This window comes from Halochromatium salexigens (assembly GCF_016653295.1).
Classification (GTDB): Bacteria; Pseudomonadota; Gammaproteobacteria; order Chromatiales; family Chromatiaceae; genus Lamprobacter; species Lamprobacter salexigens.
Genome location: NZ_NHSF01000066.1, coordinates 39,328 through 60,981, shown reverse-complemented (window position 1 = coordinate 60,981; position 21,654 = coordinate 39,328). Strand labels below are relative to the sequence as shown.

The following is a 21,654-nucleotide window of genomic DNA, read 5'->3' as shown; positions in this document are numbered from 1 at the left end:
CGCGTATTGACATTGACACCGAGACGTCGCCGGGGTTTGCTAGGTGACAAGCAATCGCTGCTATTTAATCGATCTCCAACCTGTTAAGGGGCAGATGCTGGCATGAACGATCAGGCTACCGATCAACAGAAGACCGACTGGCTCAGGGACTCGGTGCTCGCGACCGAACTCGATACGGCCGAGATCGCGACATTGGCGCTGGCCATGGGGAGCGAGCGCTTGGCGAGTCAGGATTGGTTGGTCATTGAGGGTGATCCCCGGCGGACTCTGTTCGTGTTGGTTGCTGGGCGGCTTGATGTGCTGCACCGTCATGATGGGGTTGATTCCACCGTATACCGGATGTCACCGGGTGAATGTGCCGGAACTCGCGCCTTCGTCGATGGTTCCCCGCGCAAGGCTGGATTGCGCGCGGCTCATGAGTGCGTGGTGTTGACGCTCGAGCCGGATGATTTCGAGGCCTTGCTCGCCGAGCATCCGATGCTCGTGCTAAAGGTCATGCGGGCTCTTTTCCGGATTACACACAGTAATCTCATGCGGGCAAACCAAGAGAGTCATGAGTTGCGCAACTATGTGACCCGCTCGCATGGCCGCTATTGAGCGGCTTGCACTGGTGCATGGATTGCGCGGCGTGCGCCGATGGTTGCCTGGACGCGGCAGCCGACACGCGCGGGCCTTGGAGCGGGTTCGGCAGCTGCCTGCTTATCAGGTCGCACTCTGGCCAGATGGTTGGGATTTCATGATGACTGAGGGCCTGCTTGTGCGCGAGACGCACGAAATGGCCGAGGCCAGGCGCTGGTATGCCATGGCAGCGCGCAATGGTGTTCCACGTTCGGGGCGCCTGGCGACGCCAACCGCGCGCACCATGGGCCTGTATGGCATCGGTTTTCCAGAACCGATTCTCGATTTAGTCGGGCGCCAATTCGCGTCCGAGCAAGCGGCTTCGGTTGCGGTGCGGCTCATCGCGGGCGAATGGGTTGAGCAACGCCGACGGATGCTCGCCCAAAACCCGATTGATGTGTTCGCGTTGCAGCAACAGACCTGGTGTGGATCACGTCATCCACCACCGATCCACTCCACGGACCTATGTCGCCTGGCGCATCGATTGCTCGAACTTTGTGCGACGGAGGGATTGCTCCCGCCGCTGGATGCCGAGGTCGATGCGCGAGTCGATACTGGTTACGGGCTGGCGACCTGGTATTGTCAGGTCAAGGTTGGCCTCCGCCAAGCCAGGAGCCGATATGGGAGCCGCCTCTGGCGTGAACCGATTGTGGAGACCTTGGAACTGGCTCTGATCCCCTGGAACCGGGCCGTTCTCAGGGATGGAAGGGCCTGGCGGCTGCTACGGGTGGAGGTCTTGATTGAAGATGTGTGATGGGTTGAATCAGCGACAGGGCGTACGCGCGTCGGCGTTTTGGCAGCGCACAGGTCGTCGGCTCCCGAGAGCGGCGCGAATGCCGCGCAGGCCGATGGGCCGATGGGGGGCCGACATGGTCTTGATCAGTGTGCTTTTGAGCAGCTTGCTCTGGATGAGCATGGCGGCGGGCGCGGCGCCAACGGCTGAGGACTTGCGCTTCTTTGTGGTTGGCGACGTGCCCTATGGCAATGCCGAGTACGCGCCATTCGAGCGGCTGTTACGAGAGGCCGCCGCACAGGACCCGCCGTTCCTCGCGCATGTCGGCGATATCAAAGGCGGTAGTCAACCTTGCACCGAGGCCCGCAATCGGCGCGTCGCCACGCTGTTTGAACAGCAGTCGGTACCGATGCTCTACACCCCCGGCGATAATGAATGGACGGATTGTCATCGAAAAGCGGCTGGCGCCCTTGACCCCTTGGATCGGTTGGGCGCGTTGCGCGTACGCTTCTTCGCTGACTCCAAGGTTTTGCACAATGAGGAACTCAACCTGCTCGTGCCCGATCCCGAGTATCCGGAGAATGCCTATACCCTGCGGGAGGGGGTAATGATCGTGCTTCTGCACGTGGTTGGCAGCGAGAATAACCACCGTTCAGGAAACCCCGCCGCGATGGCGGAATGGCGCCAACGCTCGGATGCCAACCGCCGGCTACTGCGCGAGGCCACTGAGGTTGCGCAACAGACCCAGGCGCGGGCGATGGTGCTACTTTTTCACGCGAATCCCTTGTTTGAGCGTTCGTCGCCGGCACCCGGTTTTGCACCACTGCTGACGGATCTTGAGCAGCTCTTGGCCAATTATTCGGGGCCGGTGCTGGCGATCCACGGTGACACCCACCGCTTTCAGTTCAACCAACCACTGGTGCGCAACCGGTCGTCGGTGAAAGGCGCCGAGCGTTTGTGGCGTCTGGAGGTGCCAGGCTCGCCATTTCTTGGTGGCGTATGGGTGAGGGTGACCCAAGACCCCGCCGAGCCGTTTGCGATCTCGGTTGTCTATCCCTCGGCGGCTGATGCGTTTGAGGGAGGGGGTTAGGCTGGAGATGCTTCCTTGTCGCGCGCGACCATCGCGTAGGCCGAATGGTTGTGGATGGACTCGAAGTTTTCGGCCTCGACCACATAGGCGGCGATGCGCTCCTCGGCATGCAATCGGCGGGCAACATCCCGCACCGTGTCCTCGACGAATTTCGGATTGTCGTAGGCGTGCTCGGTGACGTACTTCTCATCGGGCCGTTTCAAAAGCCCGTAGAGCTGGGCGCTGGCCTCGGCCTCGACCAGCTCGATCAGCTCCTCGACCCACAGGAAGCCACGGGTCTTGGCCTCGACGGTGACATGCGAGCGCTGGTTGTGCGCGCCATAGCGCGAGATCTCCTTGGAGCAAGGGCAGAGGCTGGTCACTGGCACCACCACCTTGATCGAGAGTTCGGGCTCGCCGCCGCGCACCTCGCCGATGAGCGTGACATCGTAGTCGAGCAAGCTCTCGACCCCGCTGACCGGCGCGCGCTTGTTGACGAAGAACGGGAAGCGCATCTCGATGTGGCCGGCTTCGGACTCGAGCCGCTCGACCATCTCGGTGAGCATCTCTTTGAAGGTGCCGACGCCGATCTCGCGCTCGTGGCCATTGAGGATGGCGACGAAGCGTGACATGTGCGTGCCCTTGAAGTGGTGAGGCAGGAACACCGACATGTTGAAGGTCGCGACCGTATGCTGCTCGCGGCCGCTGCGGTCCTTGATCCGCACTGGATGGCGGATATCTTTGATGCCCACCTTATTGATCGCGATCTGACGATGGTCTCGGCTGGACTGGACATCGGCAATGTTGGTCGCCTTGTCGGGATCCTGGGTCTGTGCGGTTGAGCGATCGGCGGGCTCGGGTGAGCGGGCGGTAAGCGCGGCGTCCAAAAGACTTGCTCCTAGAGATGGCAGGGATGAATCGTGCCGGACGGCATCCTGCGTTCGACCGATCTCGATTGTAAAGCTTGCTTGAAACGATGAGGCCAAAAGCAACGACCTACAAGGCGCAGATCATGCCTCGTACCTCCGCGACCCGGATACTGCGGGAGAGAGATCGCCCCGTCCGTTGGTCTTCCCAAGCGCCTTCCTGTTAGAATTTAAAATGACCTAATCAATTACCTACCAGACGAGCCGGTGGCGCGGTGGTGCTGGATGATCCCCCGCAGCATGCGCTCGCGTAACCTCGAGGAGGCACGCCTTCATGTTCAACAAGATTATGGTGCCGGTGGATCTTGCGCACCTGGGTGCGCTGGAGAAGGCTCTGACCGTCGCGGCCGATCTCTCGCGCCACTACGGGGCGGCCCTGTGCTACGTCGGCGTGACCACCTCCCAGCCCAGCGCAGTGGCCCGCACGCCTCAGGAGTATGAGGTCAAGCTTAAGGCGTTCGCCCACGAGCATGCCCCCGACAGCGGTCATGAGCCTACGGCGCGCGTCTACAACAGCCACGATCCGTCGGCTGATCTGGACAATATCCTCGTCCAAGCCATCGATGACATCGGTGCGGACCTGGTGGTCATGGCGACCCATCTGCCCACCCATCTCGACGCCATCATGCCCGCCAACGGGGCCAAGATCGCGCAGCACTCCGAGGCGTCCGTGTTCCTCGTGCGTGGCCATACCCCGGCCGACTAGCCGCGCCTCAAGACTAGCCCACAAGACCCCCGCATTAGAATCAGGCAGACAAGGGAGAATCCCGTGGAAAAAGAACCCACAACAGCCCCGGAGTCACCGCCGGAGTCGGTCGGCGTACCGGCCCCGGAAGGTGCGTCCAATCTGATCGATACCGATTACCGGATCGGTCAGGACAACTACCAAGCCCGTCCTCTTGGGATCAATATCGACATCCACGGCGCCGTGTTCGCCGTGTCGTCCCTACTGATCCTCAGCTTCGTAGTGCTGACCCTCGCCTTGCCCGAGCAGGCCACCGCTACCTTCGACGGGGCGAAGAGCTGGATCAACGCCAATGCCACCTGGTTCTATCTGCTATCGGCCAATGTCTTCGTGCTGCTCTGCCTCGGCCTGATCGTCTCGCCCCTGGGGCGTGTGCGCATCGGCGGCGCCGATGCGACGCCTGACTTCTCCAGGATCTCCTGGTTCTCCATGTTGTTCGCGGCGGGAATGGGTATCGGCCTGATGTTCTATGGCGTGGCCGAGCCCTTGACCCACTACGGTACGGCCCTGGAAGGCATCAGCGTGGGCGCGGACGGCGTGCGGACCGACTGGGCCCCCCTGGGCGGGGCCGCCGGCGATTCGGAGGCCGCCGCCCGCCTGGGCATGGCCGCGACCCTGCTCCACTGGAGCCTGCATCCCTGGGCCATGTACGCCATCGTGGCCTTGGCTTTGTGCATCTTCTCCTACAACAAGGGCCTGCCGATGACGGTCCGGTCCATCTTCTACCCGATTCTGGGTGAGCGCATTTGGGGCTGGCCGGGGCATCTTATCGACATCCTGGCGGTGTTCGCGACCCTGTTCGGACTGGCCACGTCCCTCGGCTACGGCGCCGAGCAGGCAGCTGCGGGGCTGAACTACTTGTTCGGGATCGGTGGCGGCGATGTCACCCTGGTGCTGCTGATCACCGGCATCACGGCGGTGGCGATCCTGTCCATCGTGGCCGGCGTGGACAAGGGCGTGAAACGCCTGTCTGAGATCAATATGTTCCTGGCATTCATGCTGCTGATGTTCGTGGTGTTCGTGGGGCCGACACTCCTCATCTTGACCAGTTTCGGCAAGAATATCGTTAGCTATCTGGCTGAGCTGCCCTTCCTGTCCAACCCATTCGCCCGGGAGGACGTCAACTACAGCCAGGGCTGGACCACCTTTTACTGGGGCTGGTGGATTAGCTGGTCACCCTTCGTCGGGATGTTCATTGCCCGCGTCAGCCGGGGGCGCTCGGTGCGCGAATTCCTCATCTCCGTGCTGCTCATTCCCACCACAGTGTCGATCTTCTGGTTTACGGCCTTCGGCACCACAGCCATCGATCAGGTGCGGAGCGGCTTCGATGGGGCCGCCTCGGCGGAACTGCCCCTGCAGCTCTTCATGATGCTGGGCGAGCTGCCGCTGGCGGACATCACCTCGTTTATCGGTATCGTGCTTGTGCTCGTGTTCTTTATCACCTCGTCGGATTCCGGGTCTCTGGTGATCGATACCATCGCAGCGGGCGGCAAGATCGATGCCCCCAAGCCCCAACGGGTGTTCTGGGGCGTCATTGAGGGCGCCATCGCCATCGCACTGCTGCTGGGGGGTGGTCTGGCCGCCCTGCAGGCGGTGGCGGTATCCGCCGGTCTGCCCTTCACCTTGCTACTCCTAGCGGGCTGCTACGCCATCGTCATGGGGCTGTTGAGCGAGCCCCGGGCTGGCAAGGCAAAGCTAGCAAAGGCTTAAGCGGCAAGGCCCTAGGGCCTGTTTCTCAGCCATTCAAGGGGCGGCTGTGGCCGCCTCGCTTTTTAGCCGTGACCGGCCTTCGCCGCGATCAGCCTGCACCTCTCGGTGCCTATAGCCAGAGATCGGAGAGCGGTGTGTCAGGCGTAAAATGCCGGGCCATCTGGGCCTGGAAGAGTTCCGCCGTGGCCATGGCGTCCACCTTGGCGTGATGGGAGGAGTAATGGGGCAGGCCGTAGCGGGTGCGGCTGTCGGCCAGCCGGATGGAGGCGGGCTGGATGCCAAACAAGCGCTTGATGCCCTGTAGGCGGCCGCGGCGCTCCCAGCGCGCCTCCAACGCCATGGTGTCGATGAGGGGAAACAGGCAATGCTCGCCCTGAGCGGCCATGACGGCGGCATCGAGGAATGGCCGTTCGATGTTGCGGTAGTGGACCACCACCAGGCGGTCGGCGAGCGCCGACAGCACCTCGTCGAGGATCGTAGCGATAGGCGGCGCGTGCTCGACCTCTGAATGGGTAATGCGATGGAAGGCAATGGATTCCTCTGTCAGCGGCCGGGGAGGCTTGACGACCCAGTAACGGCCCGCCGACGGGCGGATCACCCGCAGGTCGAAGGGCACCAAGCCGATGCTGACGATGGCGTGCTCCAGGGGGTCCATGCCCGTGGTCTCGAAATCCAATGCCACCAGCGGGACGTCTCCGATGGGGCGCTCTTCTGCTGGCAACCCCGCCGCGTAGAAGCGCTTCAGGGCCGGGCTCTTGCAAGCCTCGGCTTGGCGGGCGAAATACTCCGCCCAGGTCGGGGATGCCTGCTGCTGGCGCGCACCGAAGATCACTGCCGTCAACGGCCCGGGCTGGGGTAGCGGAAGCGCAGGAAGTTCTGGGCGTTGCTCAACACCTGAAAGGCCTCCTTGAGGTTGTGGCGCTCAGTGTCCGATATGCGCTCCGGCTGGATGGCATTGTGCGGCTCATGGTCGTCCTGGATCTCCTGGGCCTGATGGCGCATCCGCACGATGGACAGGAACTCTAGGGCATAGCTCAACTTGTCGGTCTGTCCGGCGGGTAGGGCGCCGGCCTGAGTGATCTCATCGAGCCGGTCGAAGCCGTTTTGAGCCCGGGAGCCCACCCCAAGGGCATGGACCCGGATGACGTCGTTCAGGGGGGCGATGCCGCGGCGCTTGATATTGATGCTGTTGTTATGCCGCCCGTCCTGCTCCAGCACGAAGGTGCGGAAAAAGCCCAGCGGTGGCGTGCGGCCGAGAGCATTGCGCGCCAGGGCGGCGAGGAACTGGGGGCTGGCCTTGGCGCGGGTGGCGATCAGGTCCTGCAATTCCTCCACGAACCGCGCCTCGCCATGGACCGCGTCCAGGTCGAAGAAGATGCTACTGTGGAGCAGCCCCTGCGGATCCGGCTTGGCGATCCAGTCCCTGAAGTAGCGCTTCCAGCGGGCGAGGGGCTGGCGCCACAGGTCGTTCGTGGCCATGACACCCCCTTTGCAGTAAGGGTAGCCGCAGGCGTGCAGCCCGTCGCTCACCTGTCGCGCCAATGCCCTGAAGTAGTCATCGTGGCGCTTCGGCTCGAAGGCGTCGTGGAGCACGATGGCATTGTCCTGATCCGTCGCGATGGACTGGTCGTTGCGTGCGAGAGAGCCGTGCACCATGAAGCAGTAGGGAACCGGGGGCGGACCCAGATCGGCCTCGGCCAGCTCCACCAGGCGGCGCATCAGGCTGCGGCCGACACTCGACATGGCCCCGCCGATCATCCGCGAGGTGGCGCCCTCGTCGACCAGCCGCACGAAGGAGGCCCGCACCTCGGGTGTAAGTCGCGCCAGGCCCTTGACCGAGATGCGGCTGAAGATGTTGCTGACCAGGTAGACGCTGTTGTTGGTCTCGTAGCGAACGATATCCGACAGATCCACCACCCCCACCGGACGGCGGCGGTGCAGGACCGGCAGGAGCTGAATATTGTTACGCAGCATGGTCAACATGGCCTCGCTGACCGATTCGCTGGACTGGATGGTGATGAGCTTGTCGTGGCTGATACTGGCGAGGGGTGTCTGCGCCGAGGCCCCGGCGGCGATGATGCGTTGCCGCAGGTCCTTGTCCGTGATCATCCCCGTGAGCAGCCACTGCTGTCCTTCGGTGTCAGTGAACATGCGGTCCGAATCGTCGTCGTTGCCGGGCTTGAGCAACAGCACCGAGGAGACGTCGTGCTCGGTCATCAGGCGCGCCGCCTCCTGCACGGTGGCGGACTCCTCGATCATCACGGGCAGGCGGGAGATGAGCCGACGCACCCGCGTGGCGATCATATCGTTGTCGCGTTGGCTCTGTTCCACCGTGCTCTTGAGCCGTGAGCCGGATAGCTCGACGAAATCGGCGAAATCCTCGTCCGTGGCGCAGAGGCGGTCGAAAACGGGCTTCGGGATCAGATAGAGCAGGGTGTCCTCGATGGCCTGTACCGGGAAGCGCACCGGGCGGCCGCGCAGCAGGTCGAGCTGCCCGAAGATATCCCCCTCGCCGAGGCGGTTGTAGAGCTGGCCGTTATGGCGGTAGACCTCCACCGCACCGCCGCGGATGTAGGACAGCGCCTGCACCGAGCCGTCCCGTTCGGCGATCGTGGTGCCGGCCTTGAAATAGGTGATCTCAACCGCGCCGGCCACCTCGTCGAGGAGGTCGTCGGTCAGCCCGTCGAAGGGCGGATGACGGCTGATGTGATCGCGAATCTCCCGGATTTCTGCTTCCATGGCGTCCCCGTGCTGTGGATCGTCGGCCCCGTGACGGGAACTGTAAAGAGACCCTTGGGCGCGGGCAAGCCCGGGCTCCCCCCCGGACCCCTGCACATGCCCCGCCGGCTACAAGTGTTGGGCACGTCTCATTCGTGTTCCAAGAGCCCCTCGGAGCGCATCAATGCCGTGCCATAGTCAATATCGACTGCAAAGGAGGTATTGATGTTAGGCGCCGGGCGACGTTCCCAATTATCGCCGCCATGTACAACATCGGCGGGTTCGAAGCGGCCATTGATGACGCCAACCACATGGCCATCGGTCACATGGATAAGCGGACCGCCGACATCGCCGTTTTGGACCATATTGTCGAAGAGGATCAACTGGGTCTCGTTGGAAGAGCGGATCTTGGCCGCGGCAAAGCCACCGACCGTGAGGGCCGTGTGGATCTGGTTATGGCCGAAAGAATAGCCCAGGCTCATCACCGAGGCTCCCGGCAGGACATTCTCGCCGCTGCCGAGGAAGTCGTCCGGAACGCTGATATCGAGTCCTTCATCGATCTTCAAGAGGGCGACATCATGCGCGCTGTCGCGGCGCGCAACCGACACCGCCATGGCTGCGACCCGATCGAAACTGATGGGCTGGAATTCGCCACCGCTCGGCGTCGGTACGACCCGCAGCCCGTCGGCCTCGGAGACCAGATGAGCGGCGGTGAGGAGATAGCCTTCAGAGTGGACAACGAAGGCGGTGCCGAGAAAATCGACCGTGCCGTCATTGTCGCGCACCAACATTAGGCAACCGCCGCGAAATTTCTGACTCATATTCTGCAGCATGAGGGTGCCTCCGTTTATTGTGCCTCTGTCAGCCAGGCGTTCACCTGGCTGGGATGCGTTCGGATCCAACGCAAGGCTTGCGCATAGGGATCGTGGCCACGGTCTTGATGAATCCAAAGCAGCAGTTGCTCCATGCTGTCGGCATCCCAAGCGAAGCGGTCGATCAGGATCGCCGCCGCCGGGAAATCCTCGGCCAGGCCAGGGCGTGCCATGCTATGGATCTTGCCGCTCCCGCCATAGATGCCTTTGGGGTCGTCGAGAAAGCGTAGCGACCAGCGTCCGAACATCCAGTGTGGGACCCAACCGGTGACGACGATAGGCCGATTGCGCGTGATCGCATCGGCGAGGCTAGCGGTCATGGTCGACTCGGCACCGGGGATGAGGCGAAAGCCGTTCAGTTCGTACTCCCTAAGCGCTTGCTCGGTCGCCGTCATGATGCCGGCCTCGGGGTCGATGCCAATGATACGGCTAGCAAGCGCTTGGCGATGCTCGCTTAGCTGCGCAATGCTCTGGATATCAAGGCTCGGCTGGGTATGCGCCCCGCGTTGGTCGGTCTGGCGCCCAACGCCGGTGGCCGGGATGACTAAGCCGGTTCGGGTGCCGACGAGATTGGGCCCAAGGTCATCCAATTGCTCGCCGTATTGCGCGTAATAATCGGCATGAGTGTCCGGCAGCCAAGCCGAGAGCATGACGTCCGCCTCGTTTTCGGCCACCTTGCGCCACATTTCGTCGGCAGTGGTCTCGATTAATTCGCAGGGTTGCTCGAGGCGTTCGTTGAGCAGGGCACAGACGACATGAGAACTGGCCACCGAGGATGACCAGTCGACGTAAGCGATGCGCAGCGGCGGTGCACTGTTTGCGCTCGAAACGCCGAGCAGCAACGCCAGCCCAATGGCGAGCGCCGCGATGGGGGTGGTTTGCCGATGCGGGCCGCGATGAAGCCATCGACATTGCACCCGCGCTAGGAGATCGACGCTTGTTGGAATGATCATTTGTTGTCCCCGCCGCTTGGCTTGCCCTTGCCGAGATCAGTGCCAGGCTCGATGGCGTTCGACCGGGTCTCGGACGTGGTTTGAGGATTGATCTTGAAGTTTGTGCGAGCACTATCCGCCCCCGCTGGGCCGACGCTCGGGCGCGGACGGATGGCCGCGCCGGTGGCGCGTTGCTGCAGGCCGGCCGGTATCCAGAACTGCCGCCGACCGAAGGTTGGCATCTTGCGCGTGGCCTGGGTGAAGAATTCCGGTCCCTGGTAACCCTGCAAACTGAGTTCGAAGCCTTGGCCGGTCTTGTAATGGACTAGCCCCACATGGAGCGACCAGCACATCCCGAGTAGGATGATCGCGAACGGTAGCCCGGTCGAGATGGCCGCGGTCTGCAACGCAACCAGGCCGCCACCCAGCAGCAGGGCCGAGGCGACGGCACCCTCCATGATCGCCCAGAACACGCGTTGAATCACCGGCGGTTCCGGATTACCGCCAGCGGTGATGATGTCGATCACCAGCGAACCCGAGTCCGAGGAGGTGACGAAGAAGGTGATGATGACAATGATCGCGACGACCGACGAGATTTCGCCCAAGGGCAAGGTCTCGAGCATCACGAAGAGCGACACCGGGATGTTTTCCTGCACCGCCTTGGCAATGCCGCCGACACCGAACATTTCGATGTTCAGGGCCGTATTGCCGAAGGCCGTCACCCACAGGAAGGTCACCAGGGTGGGGATGAGCAACACGCCCTTGATGAACTCGCGGATGGTCCGGCCGTAGGAGACCCGCGCGATGAACATGCCGACGAAGGGTGACCAGGCGATCCACCAGCCCCAATAGAAAACCGTCCACCCGTTCTGCCACTCGGTATCGTCATAGGTCTCGTTCCAGGTGCTGAACGACGGGAAATGCTGCACATAGATGCCGAGGTTCTCGATGAAGGCATTCAGGATGAACAGGGTCGGGCCGACGAAGATGACGAAGAACATCAGGATCGCGGCGGCGATCACGTTGAGCTGACTGAGCAACTTGATGCCGCCATCGAGTCCACGCACCACCGACCAGGTCGCCACGGCGGTAATGCCGGAGATCAGTAGGATCTGCACCGTGGTGTTTTGCGGGATGAAATCGAACAGATGGCTCAGCCCGGCATTGACCTGCTGTACACCGAGGCCGAGCGAAGTGGCGACGCCGAACATGGTTGCGACCGTCGCCATGATATCGATGATATTGCCGATCGGTCCGTAGATACGCTCCCCGAGGACCGGGTAGAACACCGAGCGAATCGACAACGGAAGCCCTTTGTTGAACGCGAAGAAACCGAGCGAGAGGCCGACCAGCGTGTAGATCGCCCAGGGGTGGACTCCCCAGTGCAAGAAGGTGAAGTCCATGGCGACGCGGGCTGCCTCGGGGGTGCCGGATTCGGCCAGCGGCGAGGCGACGTAGTGGAACATCGGCTCGGCAACGCCGTAGAAGAGTAAGCCGATACCCATGCCGGCACTGAACAGCATCGAGAACCAGCCGAGCGTCGAGAACTCGGGCTTAGCGCCCTCGCCACCGAGGCGAATGTCGCCGTAATGCCCCAGCAAGAGGGCGACGACGTAGATCAGGATGATATTCATCGCGCCGACGAAGAACCAGCCGGCATAGGTGGCGACAGCGCCCTGCACGACATTGAAGAGATTGTCGACCTGGTTCTCGAAGAAGATCGTCAGTCCAACGAAGAGCACGATGATAATGGCGGAGGTGAAGAAGACCCACGGGTGAACGTCGATCCGCAGCCAGCCAGGCTGCTCACTCGAGCGGTCGGTTGCGTCTTGCATAGGCTTAACTCGTGGCGGGTGCGCCGGGGCCGGCGTTCATGAAGAATTTTTCATGTTAGCGCAATCGCCTGCGACAGAAAAACCTTAGGGCGCGGAGGTCCAAACGCACGGGTGTTGATGACGCAGCAAGCCAAACTGCTGGGTAAAGGGCTCGTTGGGTGACTGGAAAATAAGCGGCTCAGGATATACACTAAACTGTAATGTTGTAAATGCACGACATGTCTCTTGCTAAGAGCATGAGTTGGTCGCATACGAGCGACGTCGCATTACGGCATCCCTAGAGTCGTCAACTCACCATCTGATTAAGCCATCATGAAACCATCAACACCGCGCACTGCATACGCATCGGCCACATTGCCACAATCGGCCTCTCGACGTTCAAGAACACTGCTGGCAATCAGCCTTGCCGCGATTGTCGGTTCTACTCCGCAATTGGCGACCGCCGCAGCCGATCCAGCCGCCCTCGAGCGCCGTGTCCGCGAGCTGCAACGCCAGCTCGATCAGGCCCAGGCTGAACTCGCCGAGGCTCAAGCCGAAACCGTTGCCGCTACCGAAAAGGCCGAAGCGGCCGAAGCCGAATTGGTTAAGGCCGGGTCGCCACAAGCGAATAAGATCAAGGTCGGGCCACTGACCATTGGTGGCGCGATCCGCGCTAATTATCTCCTTGGCAGTTATCCCGGTGAAAGAAATGGACCTTCGCGCGGCGGCAATGGAGGTAACTTTGCGCTCGACACGTTCCGCATCAACATGGATCTGAAGTACGATCAGTTGGTCGGCAAGCTCGAATATCGCTGGTACAATAACTGGTTGAGTTCTGGGGGTGACGGGTATAACTTCGTCCATACCGCTTGGCTCGGATGGGATTTCGACGACGGCAGTCAGATCCAGGTCGGTATCAACCGGGTGCCCTTCGGTCCCGGCCCTTACGGCGTCTCGCAGAGCTGGTTCTTCGACCAGCATTACTACGTCGGCCTGTCGGACGACATGGACCTCGGCGTCAAGTATGTCACCAGCATCGACAACTGGGACTTCGATATTGCCTATTACGCGCGCAGCGAGTGGAATGGCAACGGCACGACGAGCCACGACAGCGCGCGCTACAGCTATGATCCCGTGGTCTGGAATGCAGCCCTCGCCCCGGATGGCAGCGTCGATTTCAGCGCCCTGCCGAACGGCTACCAAGAGCGCAACCAGTTCAATCTTCGCGCCATCTACAACGTCGATCAGAGCGCCGTCGATACCGCGCTCGGCGTGTCGCTGCAATACGGCCAGCTCGATGGGCGACGGGCCGACGATGGCGACCATTGGGCCGCCTCGGTGCACATGACCAACAGCTGGAACAACTGGCTGCTGGCGACCCAGCTCACGCGTTACCAGCTCAACATCGATGACGACAACCCACTCGGCACCGATGAGTTGCTACCGATGGGGGCCTATGAGTTCGCTTGGCCGGTGGCGACCGATGCCTGGCTGCCGGCGATCTCACTGAGCTATCTCTATGAGACCAACCAGATCCCCTGGCTGGATTCGGTGCGTCCCTATGTCGAGTACAGCAGCATCATCAAGGAGGATAGCGACTTCAACGATAGCCAGCTCGCGATTCTCGGTGCGGCCTGGGCGCGCAACGGCTGGTACATCTATACCGACCTCGCCTTCTCCGACGGTAACTACTTCGTCGGCAACAAGGATGACAACTACGGCAATATCGTCGATGGGGTCGGTGATTTCGGCGTCAACGGCAACGACGACTGGAATTACCGCTTCAATATCAACTTCGGTTACTACTTCTAATTGCGCGAACCGCCACCGAGCCCGGAAACTCGGTGGCGGTTATTAGCCGTTGAACGGCCCTGTTGTCACGCTGGTATCACGCGCTCGTCTTCGCGGCTCAGAACTCGCCGGAGACCCAGTAGTTGATGCGCGCCTCGTTGTTCTCGATGTACTTGGTCACGGCCTCTTCATACGAAGTCTCCTGGGCGTCGTACATGGCCGCCTGAAGATCATCAATCGGGATCTGGATACGCGAGATGAAGCTCGCCGCATCGATATCTTCTTGGTAGAAGCCCTCGCGTGCCAATGCGACGACACGCTCAAAGCTGCCTAGGATGCCCTTGGGGTCTTCCAGATAGCGCAGATCGTAGGCGCCGAACATCCAGTGTGGGCTCCAACCGGTGACCACGATCCATTCATCACGCTGGGTGGCGCGTTCCAGGGCAGCAGTCATACCCGCACCCGAGGAGATCTGCAGCTCATAGTCGTCGAGTCCATACGCTTCGAGCGCATCCTTGGAGAGACGCGTAATGCCTGCGCCGGGGTCGATGCCGGTGATTGTCTCGTCCAGCTGCTCCTTGACCTCGTCTTTGCTCAGATCCTCGATGCTGGCGAGGGTCTCTTCCGGGATATAGGCCGGTATCGCCCAGCCGAGTCGGGCGTGGGTGTACAGGATGCCGAGGGGCACCACATCGTTACACACCTTTTCCATGTAATCGCCGTGCGTGCCCGGCTGCCAAGACATGAGCATCAGATCCAGATCGCCATCGGACAGCCCCTGGTACTGGGGGGCGATATCGGTCTGCACCAGTTCGACCTCATAGTCCATGCGCTCCTCGAGGATACGCTGGGTTAGTTTGGTGACGAATTCCGCATCGGACCAGGCGGTCCAGCCAATCTTGACGCTGTTGTCGGCGGCGTAGGCGGCGGTGCCAAACGAGAGGGCGAGGGCGCCTGCCGTTAAGGCCTTAAGTGAGGTCTTCATGAACATCGTGATTCCTCATGGTGGTGGGTGGGTGGATGGAAGGAAAGATCGTTAGCGCTCAACCTTTGCCCGGGCTGTCCGGGGTACGCTGGAAGAACCGGCGGATGCGGGTGATGAGCGACGGCGGCCCGCCGGCGCGTTGGGCGATGCCGAAGCTCTGGGTGATGCGATCGAGGAGGATTGCCAGCAATACGACCCCGAGACCGCCCTCGAAGCCGAGTCCGACATCGAGCCGTTGAATACCGGTGAGCACGGTGTTGCCGAGCCCGCCGGCACCGATCATCGAGGCGATGACGACCATCGACAGGGCAAGCATGATGGTCTGATTGATACCGGCCATGATCGAGGGCATGGCCAAGGGCAGCTGGACCTTGAACAGAAGCTGACTACTGGTGCAGCCGAAGGCCTTGCCGGCCTCGATGTGCTCGGCGCTGACTTGCCGGATGCCGAGATTAGTGAGGCGCACGGCGGGGGGCATGGCGAAGATAAGGGTCGCAATCGAGCCGGGAACCTTGCCGAGACCGAAGAAGATGGCGGCTGGAATCAGGTAGACGAAGGGCGGCATGGTCTGCATGAAGTCGAGTATCGGGCGAGTGATCGCCTCGAAGGCATCATGTCGAGCCATGGTAATGCCGATGGGGATACCGATGATGAGTGCGACGAGACTCGAGGCGATGACCAGCCCCAGGGTCGAGATGGTCTGGGTCCAGATGTCCATGCCGAATAGCAGCACCATGGCGGCGATGGCGAAGAGGCCGAATTTCCAGCCAACGCGCCAGGTCGCGAGCAGCACGATGAAAAGCGCCAGAATCAGCGGTGGAATCCCCTGCAGCAGACCTTCGAAGGAGTCGATGACGAGCGCGAGCACCTCGGAGATGCCGTCAAGGATGCCGGTGAGGTTGGTCTGGATCCAATCGACCCCCGCAGCGACCCAGTCGCCAATCGGGATTTCGAAATCGGTGATGTCGTTCGTCATGGCTCAGGTTGTCTTATCCAGTGTCTGCAGCAAGACGGTCTTGTCGACGATCCCGCGATAACGTCCCTCGGTATCGACGATGGGGACCGGAAATTCGTTGGACGTGACCTGACTCAGGACCTCGGACAACTCGGTGTCGGCTGACGCGGGCTGGATCTGTTTGAGGAAGGCGTCTTCCCAATGTGGATGCTCGCTGTCGCGACCGGCATCGGCCAGCGAATTGACGCTGACCATGCCGCGATAATGCCGATCCGAGTCGATGACGATGCCGAGGCTATGGCCGCGGTCGTGCAGTTGCGCCAAGGCCGCGCGGACGTTAACGCCGGTGCGCTCGAAGACCGTGATGGCACGGTCCGAGGCGATATCGCCAGCACTGAAGACCTTGCTGACGTCGACGCCGTAGAAGAACGAACGCACATAATCGTTGGCCGGATTGGTGACGATGTCCTCGGGAGTGCCGATCTGGACAATGGCTCCGCCCTCCATGATGGCGATGCGGTCGCCGATGCGAATCGCCTCGTCGAGATCATGCGAGATGAAGACGATGGTATGGGCCTGGGTCGTCTGCAAGCGCACCAACTCGTCCTGCATCTCGGTGCGGATGAGCGGGTCGAGCGCTGAGAAGGCCTCGTCCATCAGTAGGATCGGCGCATCGGTGGCCAGCGCGCGGGCGAGGCCGACGCGCTGTTTCATGCCACCGGAAAGCTCGTCCGGGTAGCTGTCGGCATTGACGGCTAGGCCCACGGTATCGAGTGCCTGCAGCGCGCGCTCACGCCGTTCCGCCTTCGGCATTCCGGAGACCTCGAGCCCAAACGCGGCGTTCTCGCCGACGCTCTTATGCGGCATCAGTGCAAACGACTGAAACACCATGCTCATGGAACGGCGCCGCATCGTGATCAGCTCCTGCTTCGACATCTGGGTGATATCGACGCCGTCGACGATCACCTGGCCTCGAGTCGGCTCGATCAGGCGGTTGAGCATGCGCACCAGGGTCGATTTGCCCGAGCCCGAGAGCCCCATGACCACGAACACCTCACCCTCGCGAATGCTGAAATCGGCCTTTTGAACGCCGACCGTGGTTCGGGTTTGTTCGAAGATCTCCTCCTTGGAAAGTCCTTGATCGAGCAGCTCTAGGGCGCGATCGGGCTCGGGTCCGAAGATCTTGTAAAGGTCTTTGACGACAACCTTATCTTGCATAAGCCTGGATTGAGAGAGAGTGGGCAATCTTAAGAGTCCAAATTAACAGGTTAGCCGGTCCATGTCTTGGTTTTAAGAGGCAGCAAGGATGCGAACTGGGAGAGTGCGAATCAGCGCTCCCGGCTGACGATATAGCGCGCGATCCAGCGCAGCGGATCGGCGCCCGCGCCGAACGGCTCGAGGCTGGCGAGGGCGTCCGAGATCAGTTCGTTGGCCGCCTCGTGGGCCGCCGCGATGCCCATCAGCGAGGGATAGGTCGCTTTCTCATGGGCGGCATCGGCGCCGCTCTGCTTGCCGATGACATCGGTCTCGCCTTCGACATCGAGCAGGTCGTCCTGGATCTGGAACGCCAGCCCGATGCACTTGGCATAGTGATCGAGAGCCTCGGCCTTGGCCGGCTCCAGCGCGGGGCAGGCGAGGGTGGCCATCTGCACGCTGGCGCGGATCAGCGCCCCGGTCTTGTGGATGTGGATGTTCTCGAGCATGACCAGATCGAGGTCGCTGCCCTCGGACTCCAGATCCAGGGCCTGGCCGCCGGCCATGCCGATCGAGCCGGCGGCGCGCGCCAGTGCGGCCGACATGCGCAGACGCGCGGGCGCCTCGGGGGCCGCCGCATCATCTTGCGCCAGGACCCCGAAGGCGAGGGTCTGCAAGGCATCGCCGGCGAGGATCGCCGTCGCTTCATCGAAGGCCTTGTGGCAGCTCGGTCGCCCACGTCGCAGATCATCGTCGTCCATCGCCGGCAGATCGTCATGGATCAGCGAGTAGCCATGGATCAGCTCGACCGCCGCCGCACCGGCATCGACGCGCTCGGGCGCGAGGTCGAGGGCTTGCGCGCTGGCGTAGGCCAGGGTGGGGCGCACGCGCTTGCCTTCGCCGAGCACCGCATAGCGCATCGCCTGATGCAGCCGCGTCGGCGGCTGTTCGGCGGCGGGCAGGACGTGCTCCAGGGTTTTTGCCACCCGGTCTTGGCAGTCTTTGAGAAAGGTCTTCAGGCGGGGGGCGTCTTGCATGGGGCCAATCGCTTGTGTCGGTGACGGGAGTGGAGAGGTGCGAACGCGGACCTGTCCGCGGCTCGGGATCAGTCGCTTGGGGGAGGGGCCGTGGCGCCGGCGAACGGCTCGGGTTCGGCGTCCTCCGAAGGTTCGCTGAGGATGCGTATGCGTTGCTCGGCCTGATCGAGCGCCCGTTGGCAGCCACGGCTGAGCCGGATGCCCTGCTCGAAGGCGGCGAGCGAGTCTTCCAAACCGAGGTCGCCACGCTCAAGCTGATCGACGAGCGTCTCTAGCGCCTGCAATGAAGCCTCGAACTGCTTGGGGTCGTCGATCTTGTCTTCGCTCATCGGGCATTTGAACAGCGGTTTCACTCTAAGTTACCGTAGCCGGCTTTGACCGGTCAACGCGGCCCCCAGGTCCGGATCAGGGCCGGATCGGTTTTTCGTCCCTTACTCAAGGAGTGTCCGACCCCGCGATGAGCGGTAATTACGATGCCTCGGCGATCGAGGTTCTCAGCGGCTTGGACCCGGTGCGCAAGCGCCCGGGCATGTACACCGATACCACCCGTCCGAACCATCTCGCGCAGGAGGTGATCGACAACAGCGTCGACGAAGCACTGGTCGGCAAGGCCACCCGCATCGCGGTGACCCTGTACCAGGACGGCTCGATCGAGGTCTGTGACGATGGGCGCGGCATGCCGGTCGACATGCACCCCCAGCAGGGGCTGCCCGGCGTCGAGGTCATCCTGACCAAACTGCATGCCGGGGGCAAGTTCACCGCAGGCAGCAGCTATCGCTTCGCCGGCGGTTTGCATGGGGTCGGCGTCTCGGTGGTGAACGCGCTCTCCCAACGTCTGGAAGTCTGGGTCAAGCGCGATGGCCAGGAATATCGGATGGCCTTCGCCGATGGCCACAAGGTCGAGGCGCTGACCCCGATCGGCCGGGTCGGGCGCGGCAGTAGCGGCACGCGGCTGCGGTTCTGGCCCGATCCGACCTATTTCGACACGCCCAAGGTCGCGGTGCGCCAACTGACCCATCTGCTACGCGCCAAGGCCGTGCTCTGCCCCGGGCTCGAGGTGCGCTTTCGCGACGAGGCCAGTGGCGAGGAGCAGTTTTGGTGCTATGCCGACGGGCTGCGCGACTATCTGAGCGAGGCCCTCGGCGCCGCCGAGCGGGTGCCGGAGGTGCCTTTCGTCGGCGCGCTCGAGGGCAAGACCGAGGCCGCGAGCTGGGCCGTGACCTGGCTGCCCGAGGCGGGCGAACAGGTCACCGAGAGCTATGTGAATCTGATCCCGACGGTGCAGGGCGGCACCCATGTCAACGGCTTTCGCAGCGGTCTGACCGAGGCCGTGCGCGAGTTCTGCGAGTTTCGCAATCTGCTGCCGCGCAACGTCAAACTGGCACCGGACGATGTCTGGGCGCGTGCCAGTTGGGTGCTCTCGGTGAAGCTGGCCGATCCGCAGTTCTCCGGCCAGACCAAGGAGCGTCTGTCCTCGCGCGAGTGCGCGGCCTTCGTCTCCGGCGTGGTCAAGGATGCCTTCAGTCTCTGGCTCAACGAGCATGTCGGCGACGGCGAGCGCATCGCCGAGATCGCCATCGGCGCCGCCCAGGCGCGCTTGCGTGCCGGGCGCGCGGTAACGCGCAAGCGCGTGACCCAGGGGCCGGCATTGCCGGGCAAACTGGCCGATTGCACCGCCACCGATCCGGCCCGCAGCGAGCTGTTCCTGGTCGAGGGCGATTCCGCCGGCGGCTCGGCCAAGCAGGCGCGCGATCGCGAGTTCCAGGCCATCATGCCGTTGCGCGGCAAGATCCTGAACACCTGGGAAGTGGACCCGGCCGAGGTGCTGGGCTCGCAGGAGGTGCACGACATCGCCGTCGCCATCGGCGTCGATCCCGGCAGCGACGATCTCGCCCGGATGCGCTTCGGCAAGATCTGCATCCTCGCCGATGCCGATTCCGATGGCGCCCATATCGCAACCCTGCTCTGCGCGCTCTTCCTCAAGCACTTCCCGCGCCTGGTCGCGGCCGGTCACGTCTATGTCGCCATGCCGCCGCTGTTTCGCATCGATGTCGGCAAGCAGGTCTTCTACGCCTTGGATGATTCGGAACGCCGTGGCGTGCTGGATCGGATCGCCGCCGAGAAGCTCAAGGGCAAGGTCAGCGTGCAGCGCTTCAAGGGCCTTGGCGAGATGAACCCGCAGCAGTTGCGCGAAACCACCATCCATCCGGATACGCGCCGATTGGTGCAATTGACGGTTGAGCCCGGCGATGACAGCGCCACCTTGATGGATATGCTGCTGGCCAAGAAGCGCGCCGCCGATCGGCGCGCCTGGCTACAGGAAAAAGGCGACCTGGCCGAGGTCTAAGCCAGCCCCAAGCTGTCACTGAGCGAGCCCAAGATCGATGATGCACCCCTTTCCTTATGCCCACGCCGCCGACGACGATTGGCACCTGGCCCTCGAGCGCGTCATCGCCGGCTTAGGCGCCGCGCAAGGGCGGCTCGGGTTTCTCTACGTCAGTGATGCGATCAACGCCCATCTGGGTGCGATCCTGGATGCGTTGCGCGAGGCGACCGATGTCGAGCACTGGGTCGGCGCGGTGGGCATCGGCATCTGCGCGACCGGGGTCGAATACTACGAGCGTCCGGCGATCGCGGCCATGATCGCCGATCTGCCGGAGGACGCGTTCCGGGTCTTTGCGCCCATCGTCAAGGATCTCGACGGCTTCGATGCCGCGCAGCGCGCCTGGCTCGGCAGCGCCCAGCCGTTCATGGGCTTGGTGCATGCCGATCCGTCGAATCCGCTCACCGAGAGTCTGATCCGCCAGCTCGCCGAGCGCACCGTGACCGGTTTCCTGGTTGGGGGTCTGGCGAGCAGCCAGCAAAACGCCCGCGTGATCGCCGATGAGCCGACCGAAGGTGGCCTGACCGGCGTCATGTTCACCGAGGCGGTTGGTATTCAGACCGCGCTGTCCCAGGGCTGCTCGCCGATCGGGCCGCACCGGCGCATTACCGCCTGTCAGCGCAATGTGATCGTCGAACTCGATGGGCGTCCGGCGCTGGATGTGTTCAAGGACGACATCGGCGAGGTCTTGGCGCGTGACATCTCGCGCGTGGGAGGCTACATCTTCGCTGGCCTGCCGATCGCCGGCTCCGATACCGGCGACTATCTGGTGCGCAATCTGATCGGCGTCGACATGGAGAAGCGACTGATCGGGATCGGCGATCTGGTCGAGAAAGGGCAGGAGCTGATGTTCTGTCGCCGCGATGCCAACACCGCTAGCGAAGATCTCTCGCGCATGCTCGGTCACCTCAAGGCGCGCTTGAAGACACCGCCGCGCGGCGGTGTCTATGTCTCCTGTCTCGGCCGGGGTGCCAACCTCTTCGGTGACGACTCGCAGGAGCTAAAGCAGATTCGCAACGAGTTGGGGGAGTTTCCGCTGGTGGGTTTCTTCGCGAATGGAGAACTCTCGCAGAATCGACTCTATGGCTATACGGGGGTGTTGACCTTGTTCATCTGATGCGCGTTTGACGCCGATCAACTCTGACCCTTTCGGGCTGCGGAGATTAACGGTG

The 21,654-nt window shown here is 62.6% G+C and carries 19 protein-coding genes; 8 read left to right on the top strand and 11 right to left on the bottom strand.

The features are described 5' to 3' along the window. Positions 1-102 precede the first annotated feature (102 nt). The 3 genes from CCR82_RS13940 (at position 103) to CCR82_RS13930 (ending at position 2,441) form a co-directional block, all read left to right on the top strand. Complete coding sequence (locus tag CCR82_RS13940; protein WP_201246402.1) at positions 103-597, top strand: cyclic nucleotide-binding domain-containing protein; 495 nt, start codon at positions 103-105, stop codon at positions 595-597. Then, on the top strand, positions 584-1,372 hold the full coding sequence (locus CCR82_RS13935) for a hypothetical protein (protein WP_201246401.1): 789 nt from the start codon (positions 584-586) through the stop codon (positions 1,370-1,372). The genes CCR82_RS13940 and CCR82_RS13935 overlap by 14 nt, the downstream gene beginning before the upstream one ends. 115 nt (positions 1,373-1,487) lie before the next feature. Further along, the gene (locus tag CCR82_RS13930) at positions 1,488-2,441 is read left to right on the top strand and encodes a metallophosphoesterase (protein WP_201246400.1); all 954 of its coding nucleotides are present in this window, start codon (positions 1,488-1,490) and stop codon (positions 2,439-2,441) included. Here the strand turns inward: CCR82_RS13930 and folE2 are convergent. After that, positions 2,438-3,223: a GTP cyclohydrolase FolE2 gene (gene folE2 / locus CCR82_RS13925; RefSeq protein ID WP_201246420.1), complete on the bottom strand. Its 786-nt coding sequence runs from the start codon at positions 3,221-3,223 to the stop codon at positions 2,438-2,440. The genes CCR82_RS13930 and folE2 overlap by 4 nt on opposite strands. Before the next feature lie 397 nt (positions 3,224-3,620). On the opposite strand from folE2, the gene CCR82_RS13920 reads away from it, so the two are divergent. Both CCR82_RS13920 and CCR82_RS13915 read left to right on the top strand, forming a co-directional pair. Next, positions 3,621-4,052, top strand: a complete 432-nt coding sequence (locus tag CCR82_RS13920) for a universal stress protein (protein ID WP_201246399.1) — start codon at positions 3,621-3,623, stop codon at positions 4,050-4,052. 63 nt (positions 4,053-4,115) lie between these two features. Beyond that, positions 4,116-5,801 (top strand): BCCT family transporter, encoded by a 1,686-nt coding sequence (locus CCR82_RS13915; RefSeq protein ID WP_201246398.1) that lies wholly within the window; start codon positions 4,116-4,118, stop codon positions 5,799-5,801. Between the two features lie 109 nt (positions 5,802-5,910). Here CCR82_RS13915 and CCR82_RS13910 read toward each other — a convergent pair whose 3' ends face one another. From CCR82_RS13910 to CCR82_RS13890, 5 genes are all read right to left on the bottom strand, one after another. Continuing rightward, the gene (locus tag CCR82_RS13910) at positions 5,911-6,633 is read right to left on the bottom strand and encodes a 3'-5' exonuclease (protein ID WP_201246418.1); all 723 of its coding nucleotides are present in this window, start codon (positions 6,631-6,633) and stop codon (positions 5,911-5,913) included. 5 nt (positions 6,634-6,638) lie between these two features. Then, the gene (locus CCR82_RS13905) at positions 6,639-8,540 is read right to left on the bottom strand and encodes a DUF294 nucleotidyltransferase-like domain-containing protein (RefSeq protein ID WP_201246419.1); all 1,902 of its coding nucleotides are present in this window, start codon (positions 8,538-8,540) and stop codon (positions 6,639-6,641) included. Positions 8,541-8,668: 128 nt separating this feature from the next. Then, entirely contained in the window at positions 8,669-9,421 is a 753-nt protein-coding gene (locus CCR82_RS13900; RefSeq protein WP_201246397.1) for a S1 family peptidase, read from the bottom strand. After that, positions 9,367-10,344: a glycine betaine ABC transporter substrate-binding protein gene (locus CCR82_RS13895; protein ID WP_201246396.1), complete on the bottom strand. Its 978-nt coding sequence runs from the start codon at positions 10,342-10,344 to the stop codon at positions 9,367-9,369. Before CCR82_RS13895 ends, CCR82_RS13900 begins: the two co-directional genes overlap by 55 nt. Continuing rightward, complete coding sequence (locus tag CCR82_RS13890; RefSeq protein ID WP_201246395.1) at positions 10,341-12,158, bottom strand: BCCT family transporter; 1,818 nt, start codon at positions 12,156-12,158, stop codon at positions 10,341-10,343. The genes CCR82_RS13895 and CCR82_RS13890 overlap by 4 nt, the downstream gene beginning before the upstream one ends. A gap of 432 nt (positions 12,159-12,590) precedes the next feature. On the opposite strand from CCR82_RS13890, the gene CCR82_RS13885 reads away from it, so the two are divergent. Then, a complete protein-coding gene (locus CCR82_RS13885; RefSeq protein ID WP_242513495.1) occupies positions 12,591-13,949 on the top strand; it encodes a hypothetical protein in 1,359 nt (452 codons plus the stop codon). A 97-nt stretch (positions 13,950-14,046) separates the two neighbouring features. Here CCR82_RS13885 and CCR82_RS13880 read toward each other — a convergent pair whose 3' ends face one another. The 5 genes from CCR82_RS13880 to CCR82_RS13860 form a co-directional block, all read right to left on the bottom strand. Beyond that, the gene (locus tag CCR82_RS13880) at positions 14,047-14,919 is read right to left on the bottom strand and encodes a glycine betaine ABC transporter substrate-binding protein (RefSeq protein ID WP_201246394.1); all 873 of its coding nucleotides are present in this window, start codon (positions 14,917-14,919) and stop codon (positions 14,047-14,049) included. A gap of 52 nt (positions 14,920-14,971) precedes the next feature. Then, entirely contained in the window at positions 14,972-15,889 is a 918-nt protein-coding gene (locus tag CCR82_RS13875) for an ABC transporter permease (RefSeq protein ID WP_201246393.1), read from the bottom strand. A 3-nt stretch (positions 15,890-15,892) separates the two neighbouring features. Then, positions 15,893-17,086, bottom strand: a complete 1,194-nt coding sequence (proV, locus tag CCR82_RS13870) for a glycine betaine/L-proline ABC transporter ATP-binding protein ProV (protein WP_201246392.1) — start codon at positions 17,084-17,086, stop codon at positions 15,893-15,895. 110 nt (positions 17,087-17,196) lie between these two features. Further along, positions 17,197-18,099: a farnesyl diphosphate synthase gene (locus CCR82_RS13865; RefSeq protein ID WP_201246391.1), complete on the bottom strand. Its 903-nt coding sequence runs from the start codon at positions 18,097-18,099 to the stop codon at positions 17,197-17,199. 68 nt (positions 18,100-18,167) lie between these two features. Continuing rightward, complete coding sequence (locus tag CCR82_RS13860) at positions 18,168-18,428, bottom strand: exodeoxyribonuclease VII small subunit (protein WP_201246390.1); 261 nt, start codon at positions 18,426-18,428, stop codon at positions 18,168-18,170. A 128-nt stretch (positions 18,429-18,556) separates the two neighbouring features. Between CCR82_RS13860 and parE the strand changes: the two genes are divergently transcribed. Together parE and CCR82_RS13850 are read left to right on the top strand one after the other, a co-directional pair. Then, the gene (gene parE, locus CCR82_RS13855) at positions 18,557-20,446 is read left to right on the top strand and encodes a DNA topoisomerase IV subunit B (RefSeq protein ID WP_201246389.1); all 1,890 of its coding nucleotides are present in this window, start codon (positions 18,557-18,559) and stop codon (positions 20,444-20,446) included. A 37-nt stretch (positions 20,447-20,483) separates the two neighbouring features. Further along, on the top strand, positions 20,484-21,599 hold the full coding sequence (locus CCR82_RS13850) for an FIST signal transduction protein (RefSeq protein WP_242513494.1): 1,116 nt from the start codon (positions 20,484-20,486) through the stop codon (positions 21,597-21,599). Positions 21,600-21,654 lie beyond the last annotated feature (55 nt).

Excerpts from the sequence above, each read along its gene's own strand:
- CCR82_RS13940 (WP_201246402.1), top strand. The coding sequence starts at position 103 with ATGAACGATCAGGCTACCGATCAACAGAAGACCGACTGGCTCAGGGAC.
- CCR82_RS13935 (WP_201246401.1), top strand. The coding sequence starts at position 584 with ATGGCCGCTATTGAGCGGCTTGCACTGGTGCATGGATTGCGCGGCGTG.
- CCR82_RS13930 (WP_201246400.1), top strand. The coding sequence starts at position 1,488 with ATGGTCTTGATCAGTGTGCTTTTGAGCAGCTTGCTCTGGATGAGCATG.
- CCR82_RS13920 (WP_201246399.1), top strand. The coding sequence starts at position 3,621 with ATGTTCAACAAGATTATGGTGCCGGTGGATCTTGCGCACCTGGGTGCG.
- CCR82_RS13905 (WP_201246419.1), bottom strand. The coding sequence starts at position 8,540 with ATGGAAGCAGAAATCCGGGAGATTCGCGATCACATCAGCCGTCATCCG.
- CCR82_RS13895 (WP_201246396.1), bottom strand. The coding sequence starts at position 10,344 with ATGATCATTCCAACAAGCGTCGATCTCCTAGCGCGGGTGCAATGTCGA.
- CCR82_RS13890 (WP_201246395.1), bottom strand. The coding sequence starts at position 12,158 with ATGCAAGACGCAACCGACCGCTCGAGTGAGCAGCCTGGCTGGCTGCGG.
- CCR82_RS13880 (WP_201246394.1), bottom strand. The coding sequence starts at position 14,919 with ATGTTCATGAAGACCTCACTTAAGGCCTTAACGGCAGGCGCCCTCGCC.
- CCR82_RS13875 (WP_201246393.1), bottom strand. The coding sequence starts at position 15,889 with ATGACGAACGACATCACCGATTTCGAAATCCCGATTGGCGACTGGGTC.
- proV (WP_201246392.1), bottom strand. The coding sequence starts at position 17,086 with ATGCAAGATAAGGTTGTCGTCAAAGACCTTTACAAGATCTTCGGACCC.
- CCR82_RS13865 (WP_201246391.1), bottom strand. The coding sequence starts at position 18,099 with ATGCAAGACGCCCCCCGCCTGAAGACCTTTCTCAAAGACTGCCAAGAC.
- CCR82_RS13860 (WP_201246390.1), bottom strand. The coding sequence starts at position 18,428 with ATGAGCGAAGACAAGATCGACGACCCCAAGCAGTTCGAGGCTTCATTG.
- parE (WP_201246389.1), top strand. The coding sequence starts at position 18,557 with ATGAGCGGTAATTACGATGCCTCGGCGATCGAGGTTCTCAGCGGCTTG.
- CCR82_RS13850 (WP_242513494.1), top strand. The coding sequence starts at position 20,484 with ATGATGCACCCCTTTCCTTATGCCCACGCCGCCGACGACGATTGGCAC.